The sequence below is a fragment of the Kosakonia sp. MUSA4 genome (genome assembly GCF_013085925.1).
In the GTDB taxonomy this organism is placed as follows: Bacteria; Pseudomonadota; Gammaproteobacteria; order Enterobacterales; family Enterobacteriaceae; genus Kosakonia; species Kosakonia sacchari_B.
The window spans coordinates 3,766,774-3,780,062 of record NZ_CP025697.1 but is presented as its reverse complement, the minus strand read 5'-3'; the positions used below and the strand labels follow the sequence as shown (position 1 = coordinate 3,780,062).

Here is a 13,289-nt window from a genome sequence, read left to right as displayed (position 1 = left end):
ACAGGAGGGAACATGGACTTAATCTCGTGGCAGTTATTGATTGAAGGCGCATGGACGACCCTCTGGATCTCTTGCGTGGCGATTGCTTTCGGCGTGGTGATTGGCCTGGTGATCGCCTTTATCCGCATGTTGAAGATCCCGGTTATTGATCAGTTGCTGGTGGTTTACATCAGCCTGGCTCGCGCGACGCCGCTGGTAACGCTGGTGCTGTTTCTGTTTTTATCGCTGCCGACGCTCGGCATTAATCTCGATAAAACGCCCGCCGCTATTCTGGCGCTGACGTTAAATACCTCGGCATTTAACGCCGAAATCTGGCGCAACGCATTTCGTAATTTTCCGCGTGAGCAGCGGGAAGCGGCGGAATCCGTCGGTATGCGGCGCTGGACCTATTTCCGGCAAATCATGCTGCCGCAGATGTGGATTGAAAGCCTGCCTGCGCTGGTCAATGAGATGTCGTTCCTGATTAAAGGCAGCCCGGCCATTGCCATCATCGGTGTGGTGGATTTAACCCGCGTCACCAACCGTATTTCCTCGGTGACCTATGAACCGCTGTCGCCGATCCTGGCCGCCGGGTTGTTGTACGTTATTATCATCGGCCTGCTGCTGAAGTTGCAGGGCGCGGCCGAACGTAAAGCCAAGCGCCTGGCGCGATAAGAGGCGGAGGAGATATGAATCAGTGGGGAATTATTTGGGCGGCGCGTGAGAGTTTTTTTAACGGGCTGCTGGCAACGCTGGAACTGTTTATTATCGCCGCCGTTGTCGGGTTGTTTATTGGTATTACGCTGTGCTATGTCATGGAGTATCAGCATCGCGTTATTAATCGTCTGATTATCGCTTTTGTCAGCCTGATGCGCGCCGTGCCATTTTTAATTCTGGCGTATCTGCTGTATTACGGATTGCCGCAAGTGGGTATCAGTATGGATGCCTGGACCGCCGGTCTGCTGGCACTGGTGATTTATCACGGTGCTTATTTCTTCGAAATATTACGCAGCCAGCGGCGGATATTTTCCGCCGGGTATATTGAGGCCGCGCAGTCGCAGGGTTTTTCACGCTATAAAACTTTTCGCCGTATTATTCTGCCGAATATCTTTTCGTCGTCGCTGCCGTTAATGGGCAATCAGCTTATTATTTGCCTGAAAGATACCGCGTTTCTGTGCATTATTACCGTGCAGGAGATTACCGCCGCTGCGAATAGCGTGCAGTCAACTTACTTTATTCCGTTTAACGCCTTTATTGTCGCCATTGCGCTCTACTGGGGGATCAGCATTTTGCTGGAGTTGTTGATTAAGCGGTTAAGTCATTATGGAGCTAAAAGAGGAATGAGCCATGCCTGAAGCAAGCGCGGTTAGCATCAAAAACCTGTCCAAACAGTTTGATAACGTTGAAGTATTGCGGGATATCAACCTGACGGTGGAGAAGGGCACGGTGGTGAGCATTCTGGGTTCGTCCGGTTCCGGTAAATCGACGCTGCTGCGCTGCATGAACTGGCTGGAGCAGCCGGATCGCGGTGAAGTGCGCATCAGCGGCCAGCGCATTGGGGTGGATGAGAAGACGGGTAAAGCGATGTCGCACAAAGATCTCTCCCATATCCGCGAGCGGGTCGGGATGGTGTTTCAGAGTTTTAACCTGTGGCCGCATTTAACGGTGCAGCAAAACGTCACCGAAGCGCTGGTGCATGTGAAAGGCATGAAGCGCGACGCGGCAAACGAGATTGCCCGCCGTCAGCTGGAAAAAGTGGGCATGGGTCACAAGGCCGATGTCTACCCGATTACCCTTTCCGGCGGGCAAAAACAGCGCGTGGCGATCGCCCGTTCGCTGGCGATGTCGCCGGAAGTGATCCTCTTCGATGAACCGACTTCGGCGCTCGATCCGGAACTGGTGAATGAGGTGCTGGGAGTGATGAAAGATCTCGCGGCAGAAGGTTATACGATGGTGGTGGTGACCCACGAGATGGATTTCGCCCGCCAGGTGTCGGATGAAGTGGTGTTTCTGGAGAAAGGGCTGCTGATCGAGAAAGCGCCGCCGGAGAAGTTTTTCACCAATCCGGATTCGGACAGGGTGAGGAAGTTTTTGCAATCGAGCCGGTGAAGGCACTGATTATTCAAATGCAGAAAGCATTTCATCCGCGTATTTTGCAGGCCCGGTAAGCGTTAGCGCCACCGGGCGTTTTCTTTCTATCCGCGTTGGGTTTTTATCAGTAAACAGGTTGCAACAGCGGCATTTGTACCGCGGCGTTCACTATTGGGGACAACGTCAGGATTTCACGGAAAATACAAATGGCGAGGCTCTGCAAAAATATTCTGATTTTTTATTATTAATCTCAAACCGATTGCCTGAGCTATTCAGTTAACGCACGATAACCCGCATTTATTGTATGTATTGTTTGCATACAACAGATTAAGCCGCCTGACATGGAACAGTTCGGGCGCAGGCAAGCCGCCAGCGAAGCGCTTCCCTGGCGCTGACTCATCAGTAAGGAATGCTTTGATGCAAATTTCACCGCCTATTCTGTTTCCCCGCCAGGACAATGAAGATTATGCCGCATGGGTCATGCGCACCATGCCGGTTATTTCGCACCGCGCTTACCCGGTAAACGGTGTCAATTCGTGGCATGGCGGCATTCATATTCCCCATACCGATACCGGCGCGTTAGCCAATCCGCTGCGTGCGGTTGCCGATGGCGTGATTGTCTATGCGAACGATCCTGCACCGGCGGAGAAGCGGGATCGAAAACCCCTCAACTACGATGGCAAAACAGACAATGGATGTGTCCTTATTCGACATGAAATGCTGATTGGCGAAGACCCGGTATCGTGCGTGCTTTACTCGCTAACCATGCACATGAAACAGGTTCGACCTGAAATTCAGGGGAAAGCGGGCATGCGTGTAAGGCGAGGTCAGGTGATTGGCACATCTGGCATGGTCAGTGGGGTCAATGCGTACCATTTCCAGATGTGCTGTCCTTCCGAAATGCTGAAGATGCTGTGTGGCCGTGAGCAGGGCAATCTGGATGTCAGTGCCCCCGGAGAAGAGAGAACGGCTTATGGTCATCGCTATTTTTTTCTTCCTGAAGGGACCGCTATTTATGCGGGAGGTACGCCTTATGCGTTGTCGGCATCTCCTTGCTGCCTCATCTCAGAAGCGCTCTATATCGCCCATGAAGGGAGTAAGACCCGCACTTTACGTAAAGCCGATGGTATTTACGAAAGCGTGGGAGAAGCCGCGGTTGCTGTTGATTATATTTGTGAACCTCCGCCAGCGGTCAGCGGATATAAAACGTACAGCGAATGGATACGGGTGGCATACCCCGGAGGTGAAGGGTGGGTTGATGTGTCATCCCCAACGATAAACACCTGGACGGATGCCGATTTTCCTGACTGGGCGGGCTGGACGCTTGTTGATGATGATTCCACGCCAGACAGTCAGTGCAATTCCGCGATGGTTAAAAAAGCGCTGGCGAAGCAGGATAGCGATTTAACCCGGTTTATCTGTAAGTTTCCACTCGAATGGAATTTCGCTTCATTTGATGTGCGTTTTTCATGGCTGAAAGCGCCGAATGACGAATTGCCTGAGCCGATGAGTGATGAGGATTACGCGAGCTTAAAGGAACATGCTCAGGCGCTGTGTTTCTTCGACAAACTTCCCGTGGAAAATCAGATGGAGTTAACCGGCCTCGTCTGGCATTTCGATCCTCGCGAACTGATGATTCAGTTACAAAAAGCAGAACGCAGAGTGATTTATTACACGAACAATAAGATGAATGACTTCACCGCCGACGACATGCGGCATGGTGATTTAACCAAAGAGCAAATACTTGCTCAGGGAAGACTGGGACTGGGGGAGAAATTTAAATTCAACCTGTTTAACTTTAATAAAACGGTGGAAGAACACTTTGCCAGCATGGAGAGTATGGCTTTCTGGACTGCGTGGGGGAAATATGCCCCGCTTATCAGGGTTATGCTGGATAAATTCAGAAAAAACGAAGGAGGTGTTTTTCGTCATGAGTTATTAAATCAGGCATTTCTGGAGCATGAAACCACCAGAGTATGCGTGGCTAATATAAAATCTTTCATTCATGAACGGTTGCGTATAAATGATTTTAATTATCTGTCCTCATTAGATTTAAATGATATAAATAAAAACATTGGTAAAAATGTGGTTCTTCCTAAATTTAATGATGTTGACTGGTTTAATGGTTTGGGCATTGCTGTTCATGATACTTATGCTACCAAAATTTATCTTGAGGACTTTGATATAACAGGTGTTGGCGATATTTTTAGCACAAATTATAAAGCCACTTTGAGATTTCATATCCAGGATCATTTTGGATTGGATCTTTCTGATCTGAATTGTCTGCTTTTTGAAAATACGCCATGGTTTTGTTCATGGTTTATGCTTCAGCGTTATAAGTTATATGATTTCAAACCTTTTATCAGTGAAGCTAGCTTTACCGCACAGATTGAAGGGTGATTTTATTCAGGGTTGAGAATAGCAATATAAGTGGAAGGTAGAGGGATTACCGTATGAAATATTTCAAAATCATTGTTGTCGCCTTGTGTTTGGGGCTGCTTTACGCACTATATGCTTTTTTTTTACGACAGGGGCATGTGAGCACAATTTATCAGTACAAAGAGTATAATAAAGCATGGAGGACAGAGTGTAGGTCAACGGTGGTGTTAGTTGACGATGCGCCGCTGTCTGAATTCTCGTTAAAAAGAATGTGGTGGCGCAACAGTAAAGAGATCATTAAAAAATGGGAGCCATTTAAGAGTGATTGTGATGATATTCTGTTTGTAAATAATAAAACATCATCACCCTACTACAAGAGTGAGTTAACTTACTGGATAGGCGACTCTTATATTTGTTTAAACGGTGCGTTGAAAAATAAAAAATGCATCTCAAAAGAAGAGCAACTCTTTGTTATTCAAATGAGGCAGTCTACTTTAGCTGATAAAAAGGTAGGCATGGTAAACAGAAATCCCATTTATATTCATTACATTAATTATGGTGGATAACTCCTGTTTTTCTGGCTGATGCATTTTTGATGAGACATGGAATGAACAATTCCGGAGTTTTAATGAATGGAACAATTTCGTACTGGCAGCAATAAGCATTTTGCCGGATAGCGCTATGCTTGTCCGGCATGTAGCCCGATCTCAATTAAATATCCCGCCCGGTCTCACGGCGCAGCCCTGTTCTGGCGGCAGATGAAAAAAAGTCTCATGCAGCGCCACCTGGTTTCGCCCACGTTTTTTCGCGTTATACAGTGCGTCGTCTGCTTCGCTGTACAGCGTTTCGAAGCTGCTCTCTTTCACGCCGAGACTGACGCCGAAACTGGCGGTGACCAGTTGCTGCGGCAACACGTCCAGCGGCGAAGCATTCAGCGAGGCGTGGATATAGCTGGCGGTAATCATCGCTTCTTCCACCCGGGCGTTCGGCAGCACAATGGTAAATTCCTCGCCGCCGACACGACCGATAGCGGCGCTCTCCGGCACGGCACGGCGTACGCGCGACACCAGTGCGCAAATCACCCGATCGCCGGTCGGGTGACCATATTCGTCGTTAATACGTTTGAAATGATCGATATCCAGCAGGATCAGCGCCACATCGCCTTTCAGCAGGCCGCTGTTGATCTGGTTGATGATTGCGCTGCGGTTAAACACATCGGTCAGCGGATCGTGCGTCGCTTCATACTCCAGGCGCGCGGCAAGTTGCTGGAGCTGCTCGTTCATTCGCGTCAGTTCGCGCTCGGCGCGATCGCTGCGGGAGATCAGGCGATAGGATTCGCGGATCAGACGCTGGTAATGTCTGGAAACGGCCCACAGCTTTTCGCGGCAGACCTCCGCCGGAAGCTGCGCATCGGCAGCCGCCAGCCGGGCATCTTCGAGTACGGAATACTCCTCCCTGAAGAGCTCATTAATATCTAGCATGCGGTGATGTCCGGGTTAAGAAACACAGCCAGTGACGGGAAGTCGATACGCAGCTCCTGACCAAACTCTTCGGAGATGTCATCTTCCGGGTCGTAGTACCAGTGCAGCTCGCACGGCGCGCCGCTTCTCGCGTGGTTATTCAGGATCTCAAACAGCGTAAACAACAGCTTGGTGCTTGAACTGTTGAAATAGCTGAGTGCGACGTGCAATTGCAGCGGCGCGCTGGTCTGTTGCCCGCTTTGCAGCCAGCTCTCCAGCGCATCCAGCAGCGGGCGGAAGAACGCAGCGGCATTCTCCGGGTAGGCTTCGCCTTTCAACAGCAGCTTTTGCGCGGCAAAATCAAATTTCACCTCCGGTGTGGCGGCGGTGGCGGACAATACAATAGCCGGCGTCAATGTCATATCAGTCATGGCAAAACGTTGCCTTTAAGTGAAAGGCGGAAAGGGAGCTTGCCGCCAGTGGATGAATGCGATACTCCAGCGGAACGCTGGTATCGCGCGCCATGGTCAACAAACCGATATTGGCCCCTTTGCTGGTTGCCGGCGCTTCGCTTTTCAGCCCCTGCTTCCAGGCGTCGCGGATTTCTGCCTGCGACATGCCGCGCAACACTTCAAGGTTCGTTTGTAACAACGTGGAGGCTTCCGGTCCCACCAGGTTTGTCGTTTCCAGGTAGTAATGGGTCTGATCCACATGAAAACAGACCGAACCAAAGCGCAGCTCGTGTTCAACGGCCGATAAAAACCGATCGTCGGCGGAGTAGCGCACAATGTTTTGCCCCATCTCGATAAATGCCGAGAAGAGTTTGCGGCGCGTCACGGCGGAGGATTCATGTTTATCCAGCCAGGCACGGATCACTTCGCCCAGCGAAATAATATGTTGCTGGGAAAAATAGCCGGTATAAAAAAGCTCAACGGCGTTTTGCCGTTGCAGCGTAAAAAGGGGTAACAGAACGGCGTCTTTGACCTGCAGGTCGTTTATTTGCATGCTTTTATCTACCAACGAAAACCAAACCATGTCATGTCATCGCGTGACGTTTGCTGCCCCTGCCACGCTGTCAGCGCCGTCAAAAGGGCGTCGGAAAGCGCAGGTAGCGGTAGCGCGCGGTGCTGCGCCAACAATGACTGAATACGTTTCTTACCAAACATCACCTTGCGTGGGCCGCCGGGCTGATCGGTGACGCCATCGGAAACCAGCAACAGCGTGTCACCACGGCGCAGCGGCGCCTGATAACGCTGCCACTGGTAATCCACCGGCGTATCGGTATAGCCCACGCCTTTGCGGCAACTCTCCAGCACCTCGCTCTGCTGGGCTTCTGCGCCCAGCAAAAACGCGTGCATACGGGCGCTGGCCCAGCACATCTGTTCGTTTTTCGTATCGACAAACAGGGCTATGGCGTCGCAACCATCATTTGACTGGCCGCTGTCCGCCGACGGATGCATCTGGCTGAGCGTTTGTTTTATATGGTGATTGATATGGCTCAGCAGTTGCTCCGGCGCGTCAATCGGCGCCAGCGTCAGCGCTTTTTCCAGCGCCGAGGAGAAGATAAACGTCATAAACGCGCCCGGCACGCCGTGCCCGGTGCAATCGGCCAGCACCATCAACCAGCCATTTTCCGCGCGCTGAAAAGCATAAATATCGCCGCCGACGCAGTCGCGCGGATGCCAGTGCAGGCACCACTCTTCCAGGGTTTTATCAATCGCAGTGCGTGAACGGCTGAGCATGGATTCCTGAATAATTCGCGCATATTCAATGCTTTGCATAATTTGCAGGTGCTGTTTGGCCTGCAAATCGGAAACGGTACGAATCAGATCGATGCCGAGGCCAATGCCGACATATTGCCCCTCTTCAGTGAGGATAAAACCTTCGGTCACCGCTTTGTCGCCGGTTTCAATAACCCGCCCGGAGAGATATTCAAGGCCCGCATCCGCATCGACAATCAGCGGGTTTTTATCCATAAACGCGATGCAGCTCTTCTGATCGTACAGCTCGTGGAAAAAAGGGCGGCTCATCTGCGAGAGGAAAATATGTCGGTTAATCATGCCAATAGGCCGGTTTTTTTCCAGCACCGGCAGACCGATCAACGATTTGTGTTCGTTAAACAGCGACATCACCTGCTGGTTATTGGCATCCGGCGTCACGTGCGGGACGGCAAGGCGCAAAATGCCCGCGTTAAGCTGCCGGGAAGAGATCGGTATGTCCATCATCCACGCAAAACCCCGTATTAAGAATAATCCTAGGTTATGGGGCGTTTGTGACGGTTTGATTTCAATTAAGTAACTCGATGAATAACGGAAGATTATTGCTACTTAAGTGAAACCCCGGCAAGAAGTTCGGCGAGGGGGTGAAACGCGTAGTTGATCGCGTAACGAAACGGTAAATACCTTTTCGGATTGTGTTTGCTGATACGGCTCGACACATTGGTCGTTTCTGTTGTGAGAAAATTGCCTTTTGATGCAATTTTCTCTCAGAGTGTTACTATTGAATCACGGAGGAATTCACGTGTTTAACGTGATTTTGCATGAGGATGTGCCTGACGAGATTGCCCGCTTGTCGCCGGTTCTTAGAGCTAAAATTATCCGGTTAATCGAAAAGCTAAAGATGAATCCGACCTCCTTGAGGGAACCTGATAGCAAACCACTTCGTAATGGGTTGTTTGAGATTCGGACAATGGGAACGGATATCGCGAGGGGGCTGTATGTGTATCAAAAAGGGAAGACGATTTATCTGCTGAGAGTTTTTATCAAAAAGACACAGAAAACCCCTCCCGGAGAGATGACCCTCGCCCTGGAAAGGCTACAGGAGATGCTAAATGAAGAAGACTAAAGGTGTGGAATGGGAAGTTGTGAGGGCCGGGTTGATGTCCGATCCGGAAACTCAGGCTGCATATGAAGCTGAAGAGCGTAAGGCGCGATTGCAGGCAATGCTGGCGGAATGGCGACGTCACGCGGGGCTTACTCGTGCCCAGGTTGCGGAACGTATGGGAGTGACGCCACCAACGGTATCCCGCATGGAGGCGAATGTTATCAAAACCAGCCTGGACACATTGGCTCGCTATGCCAAAGCATGCGGCATAAAACATCCCCAGATCACGCTATAAACTCTGCCTGCGGGAACGCAGACAAAAAAAAGCCCGCTCTTGACGTGCGGGCAAAAAATACTGGAAGCAATGTGAGCAATGTCGTACCGAATACCTGAGTGTTTGACTCAACTATTCGGTAATGAGAAAGATAATCTTTATCATCTTTCCGATCAACCCCAAATTTTGTGCGACTTCATGCTGTTAAGGATTCCAGCGCGATAAACTCCTGCCAGCTCACCTCATCGATGGCGATCCCTTCTTCACTCCGGCGCGCCCAGGCCCGCTGCTCCGGCTCGCCGGGGATCTGCACATCGCGCCCCTGCTGGTCGTGGCGTACCCAGTCCACCTGCGCCAGCACTTCCTGCTGATAACTTTCGCCAGCGCCTAACTTTTTGGGATCGAACAGAATCGACAGCATGTTGTTGATAATGCCTGCGCGCGGCACAATGTCATGGCTTTCGGTTTCTCCGCCGGTCAGCGCAGCGCCCAGCAGGCTGCAAATCAGCGACAGCCCGGCACCTTTGTGCCCACCAAACGGCAGCAGCGCACCGCGTGGCTCGCTCATCAGCACGCCGGGATCGGTGGTCGGTTCACCGTTAGCATCCACCGCACAGCCCGGTGGGATTGGGCGACCTTCGTTCCATGCCACGCGGGCTTTGTTCCCGGCGATAGCGCTGGTGGCAAAATCCAGCACCACCGGTGGGCGATCCGCCAGCGGGATACCCACGCAGAACGGGTTGGTGCCGAGCCGGGCCCGCAGCCCGTCAAACGGCAGTACCGCCGAAGGGGCCGCCACATTGGCAAAATGGATCGATACCAGCCCGGCAGCGGCAACCTGTTCCGCCCACGCGCCAATGCGCCCGAGATGGTGTGAATTGGATAAGCCGACCAGCGCCACGCCATATTGCTGCACGCGATCGATCCCGGCCTGCATCGCCTGTTCGCCCAGCAACTGGCCGAAACCGTGTCCGCCATCGAAGGAGAGCACCGCACCTGCATCACGTACAGTGCGCAGGCGAGCATCCGGTTGCAGATCGCCTGCGAGAATGGCGCGGATATAGCGCGGCAGCAGCGTGACGCCGTGGGAGTCGTGGCCTTTTAATGAGGCTTCAACCAGATTATCTGCGACTTTTTGCGCAATATCGGCAGGCGTATTCACCCGCAGCAAATGCTGTTGCAGCAGCGTGCGCAATTGTTGATGTGAAAATAACGGCATAAACCCTGAACTCATTAAGGAAATAAAGAGGAGCTTTCGACTATAACGAGGATATATTTGTCACCTAACCATTAAAAATAACTATCCTTTCCCGCCCACTGAATAACGCCTGCGCCTTATCTGGCTATTGTTAATTTTTAACTAAGCATTGCAGATTAAATCATTTCCTTTTTCTGACCCCGCCAGCCAATCATTTTCTTTTGAAAAATTAAAAAAACGGGGAACAGAGATGAAGAGATTACACCAGACGCTCGCAGGCGTTTTGGCGCTTGCCACGCTTGGCGGTATCAGCCCGTCCGCGCTGGCGGAAGGGAAAATTAGCATTGCACAGCAGTTTGGCATTGGTTATTTAATTCTGGACGTCGTGCGCGACCAGCAGCTAATTGAAAAAGAGGGTAAAAAAGAAGGGCTGGATATTCAGGTTGAGTGGCGCACCATTTCCGGCGCGACCGGTATGAATGAAGCGCTGCTCTCCGGCGCGCTGGATGTGGCCTCCGCAGGCGTGCCGCCGCTATTAACGCTGTGGGATCGCACCAAAGATCGGCAGAATGTCAAAGCCATTGCTTCGCTCGGTTCCATGCCCAACTATTTGCTCAGTAATAACCCGGCGGTAAAAAGCATTAAAGATTTGAGCGATAAAGACAGAATTGCCGTCCCGGCTGCGGGCGTCGGTTTCCAGTCGCGGACATTACAAATTGAAACTGCCAAATTATATGGAGATGCCGATTTTAAACGCTTCGACAATATTAGCGTCAGCCTGCCGCATCCGGATGCCAGCGCAGCGTTAATTGCCGGCGGTTCGGAAATTACCACCCACTTCTCCAGCCCGCCGTTCCAGTATCAGGCGCTGGAACACAGCAACGTGCATAAAATTCTCAGCTCGTATGATGTATTGGGCGGACAGGCTACCTTTAACGTGCTTTACACCACACAGAAATTCCACGACGAGAACCCGAAAACCTATAAGGCGTTTTATCGCGCCCTGAGCGACGCCGCCAAAATCATCAATGCCGATAAAAATGCAGCGGCGGAAACCTATATTCGCGTGGAAAAATCACGGCTGCCATTACCGCTGGTGCAGAAAATTGTCAACGACCCGGAAATTAGCTTCACCATTTCGCCGGAACGCACCGGTGTGTACGCCGAAAAACTCCATGAACTTGGGGTGCTGAAAAACAAAGCCGCCTCGTGGAAAGACTACTTCTTCGACGAAGCGTGGGAAAACCCAGGCAGTTAAACCACCCCAGGAGGCCGCGATGGCAACTCACCACAACGACGGGCCGCTGTTGCAGGTCAGCCATGTTGATATTGAATACCGCACCCGCGAACGGCTGGTGCGGGCAACCCACGATGTCAGTTTTGATGTCTGGCCTGGCGACCGCTTTATTCTGCTTGGCCCTTCCGGCTGCGGGAAATCGAGCCTGCTGAAAGCGACGGGCGGTTTTCTGACGCCGCGCGGCGGTGAGATCACGTTGCAGGGCAAGACGATCGTAGCACCTGGCCCGGAGCGGATGATGGTGTTCCAGGAGTTTGATCAGTTGCCGCCGTGGAAAACGGTGCTGGAAAACATCATGTTCCCGCTACTGGCCAGCCGCAAAGCCAGCCGCGCCGAAGCCAGAGAGACGGCGCTGCACTTCCTTAATAAAGTTGGGCTAGCCGGGTTTGCCGATGCGATGCCGCATACCCTTTCCGGCGGCATGAAACAGCGCGTGGCAATCGCCCGCGCGCTGGCGATGAAGCCGCGTATTTTGTTGATGGATGAGCCGTTTGCCGCGCTGGATGCGCTGACGCGCCGCACCATGCAGGAGGAATTGCTCGCGCTGTGGGAAGAGGAGCGCTTTACCCTACTGTTTGTCACGCACTCCATTGAAGAGGCGCTGGTGGTCGGCAGCCGTATTCTGGTGCTGTCGCCGCACCCGGGGCGGGTTCGCGCCGAGTTGAACTGCCATCAGTTCACGCTCAACGATTTTGGTAGCGAGGCATTCCAGCATGCCGCGCAGCATATTCACGATCTGCTGTTCCCCTCTGGCGGAAACCGCACATCTCCTGTTTCCGGTGAGGAGCCCGCGTATGTCGCAGCCACCCTACATTCGTCCTGAATTTGAACGTGAACTGCCGCCGCTGCGCGATGTGGCCGTTGAAGCGCCGTTGCCGCTCAGCCAGCGGCTGTGGAATATGGCGTGGCTACGTAAAACCTTTATTGTGCTGCTGGTGCTGGCGTTATGGGAAATCGCCGCGCGCGTGCAACACAATGATTTGATGCTGCCCGGCGTGCTGCAAACCTGGCACGCCTTCAGCGAAGATATGCGCAACGGCGAGTTGCCGCAGAAGATTATTAACTCACTGAGCATTTTGCTGAAAGGGTATCTGATTGGCAGCGTGCTGGCGTTGGTGGCCAGTGCGCTGGCGGTGACCACTCAGTTTGGCCGCGACTTGCTCAGCACGCTCACGGCGATGCTCAACCCGTTACCGGCGATTGCGCTGTTGCCGCTGGCGCTGCTGTGGTTTGGTCTTGGCAATGCCAGCCTGATCTTTGTGCTGGTGCATTCGGTGATGTGGCCGATTGCGCTGAACACCTGGTCGGGCTTTAGCGGCGTGCCGGAGACTCTGCGCATGGCCGGGCGCAATTATGGTCTTAGCGGCCCGCGTTATGTGGTGACGATCCTGATCCCGGCATCCTTACCGGCCATTCTCTCCGGGCTGAAAATCGGCTGGGCCTTCGCCTGGCGCACGCTGATTGCCGCCGAGCTGGTGTTTGGCGCTTCCAGCGGGCAGGGCGGTCTGGGCTGGTATATCTTCCAGAACCGCAACGAGTTATTCACCGACCGCGTCTTTGCCGGGCTGGTTACGGTGATCGCCATTGGTTTATTGGTCGAAGGCGTGGTGTTCGCCAGCCTTGAGAAAGTTACCGTCAAACGCTGGGGTATGCAGCGTTAATCTCCCGCCTTTTATCCTCTTTGTGCCCGGCAGCAGGTTGATTGCCGGGTATCGTTCTTAAAACCAAATATTGATCTTTGCAAAGGCTTTTGTAATGTTTTGTCAGTACTATCCGGAAATGGCAAAC

General features: G+C 52.4%; 15 protein-coding genes. 10 read left to right on the top strand and 5 right to left on the bottom strand.

The annotated features are described in order from the left end of the window. Positions 1 to 12: 12 nt before the first annotated feature. From C0557_RS17800 to C0557_RS17780, 5 genes are all read left to right on the top strand, one after another. Complete coding sequence (locus tag C0557_RS17800; protein ID WP_043952778.1) at positions 13 to 654, top strand: amino acid ABC transporter permease; 642 nt, start codon at positions 13 to 15, stop codon at positions 652 to 654. A gap of 14 nt (positions 655 to 668) precedes the next feature. Next, positions 669 to 1,334 (top strand): amino acid ABC transporter permease, encoded by a 666-nt coding sequence (locus tag C0557_RS17795; protein ID WP_074777394.1) that lies wholly within the window; start codon positions 669 to 671, stop codon positions 1,332 to 1,334. Next, a complete protein-coding gene (locus C0557_RS17790) occupies positions 1,327 to 2,088 on the top strand; it encodes an amino acid ABC transporter ATP-binding protein (protein WP_208659931.1) in 762 nt (253 codons plus the stop codon). The genes C0557_RS17795 and C0557_RS17790 overlap by 8 nt, the downstream gene beginning before the upstream one ends. Positions 2,089 to 2,487: 399 nt before the next feature. Continuing rightward, positions 2,488 to 4,470, top strand: coding sequence for a DUF3289 family protein (locus C0557_RS17785; RefSeq protein WP_208659929.1), 1,983 nt, complete (start codon positions 2,488 to 2,490; stop codon positions 4,468 to 4,470). A gap of 53 nt (positions 4,471 to 4,523) precedes the next feature. Next, positions 4,524 to 5,015, top strand: coding sequence for a DUF943 family protein (locus C0557_RS17780; protein ID WP_208659927.1), 492 nt, complete (start codon positions 4,524 to 4,526; stop codon positions 5,013 to 5,015). A 141-nt stretch (positions 5,016 to 5,156) separates the two neighbouring features. Here the strand turns inward: C0557_RS17780 and C0557_RS17775 are convergent, their stop codons facing one another. From C0557_RS17775 to C0557_RS17760, 4 genes are read right to left on the bottom strand one after another with little or no spacing between them, the layout of a single operon-like run. Further along, positions 5,157 to 5,930 carry a GGDEF domain-containing protein gene (locus C0557_RS17775; RefSeq protein WP_208659924.1) on the bottom strand — a complete coding sequence of 258 codons (774 nt, stop codon included), beginning with the start codon at positions 5,928 to 5,930 and terminating at the stop codon, positions 5,157 to 5,159. Beyond that, positions 5,924 to 6,340 (bottom strand): DUF1987 domain-containing protein, encoded by a 417-nt coding sequence (locus C0557_RS17770; protein ID WP_208659922.1) that lies wholly within the window; start codon positions 6,338 to 6,340, stop codon positions 5,924 to 5,926. The genes C0557_RS17775 and C0557_RS17770 overlap by 7 nt, the downstream gene beginning before the upstream one ends. Further along, on the bottom strand, positions 6,333 to 6,914 hold the full coding sequence (locus C0557_RS17765) for a SiaB family protein kinase (protein WP_371813186.1): 582 nt from the start codon (positions 6,912 to 6,914) through the stop codon (positions 6,333 to 6,335). Before C0557_RS17765 ends, C0557_RS17770 begins: the two co-directional genes overlap by 8 nt. 8 nt (positions 6,915 to 6,922) lie before the next feature. Beyond that, positions 6,923 to 8,131, bottom strand: a complete 1,209-nt coding sequence (locus tag C0557_RS17760; RefSeq protein WP_208663016.1) for a SpoIIE family protein phosphatase — start codon at positions 8,129 to 8,131, stop codon at positions 6,923 to 6,925. A 298-nt stretch (positions 8,132 to 8,429) separates the two neighbouring features. Between C0557_RS17760 and C0557_RS17755 the strand changes: the two genes are divergently transcribed. Continuing rightward, a complete protein-coding gene (locus C0557_RS17755; RefSeq protein ID WP_208659918.1) occupies positions 8,430 to 8,753 on the top strand; it encodes a type II toxin-antitoxin system RelE/ParE family toxin in 324 nt (107 codons plus the stop codon). Continuing rightward, positions 8,740 to 9,027 (top strand): helix-turn-helix transcriptional regulator, encoded by a 288-nt coding sequence (locus C0557_RS17750; protein WP_208659917.1) that lies wholly within the window; start codon positions 8,740 to 8,742, stop codon positions 9,025 to 9,027. Before C0557_RS17755 ends, C0557_RS17750 begins: the two co-directional genes overlap by 14 nt. Positions 9,028 to 9,202: 175 nt before the next feature. Here C0557_RS17750 and C0557_RS17745 read toward each other — a convergent pair whose 3' ends face one another. Then, complete coding sequence (locus C0557_RS17745) at positions 9,203 to 10,225, bottom strand: malate/lactate/ureidoglycolate dehydrogenase (protein WP_208659914.1); 1,023 nt, start codon at positions 10,223 to 10,225, stop codon at positions 9,203 to 9,205. Positions 10,226 to 10,454: 229 nt separating this feature from the next. Between C0557_RS17745 and C0557_RS17740 the strand changes: the two genes are divergently transcribed. Genes C0557_RS17740 through C0557_RS17730 form a run of 3 tightly spaced genes read left to right on the top strand, consistent with a single transcriptional unit; the run spans position 10,455 to position 13,162 of the window. Further along, the gene (locus tag C0557_RS17740; RefSeq protein WP_064564680.1) at positions 10,455 to 11,462 is read left to right on the top strand and encodes an ABC transporter substrate-binding protein; all 1,008 of its coding nucleotides are present in this window, start codon (positions 10,455 to 10,457) and stop codon (positions 11,460 to 11,462) included. A 19-nt stretch (positions 11,463 to 11,481) separates the two neighbouring features. Continuing rightward, a complete protein-coding gene (locus C0557_RS17735) occupies positions 11,482 to 12,324 on the top strand; it encodes an ABC transporter ATP-binding protein (RefSeq protein ID WP_208659912.1) in 843 nt (280 codons plus the stop codon). Next, positions 12,296 to 13,162 carry an ABC transporter permease gene (locus tag C0557_RS17730; protein WP_043952789.1) on the top strand — a complete coding sequence of 289 codons (867 nt, stop codon included), beginning with the start codon at positions 12,296 to 12,298 and terminating at the stop codon, positions 13,160 to 13,162. Before C0557_RS17735 ends, C0557_RS17730 begins: the two co-directional genes overlap by 29 nt. Positions 13,163 to 13,289: the final 127 nt, after the last annotated feature.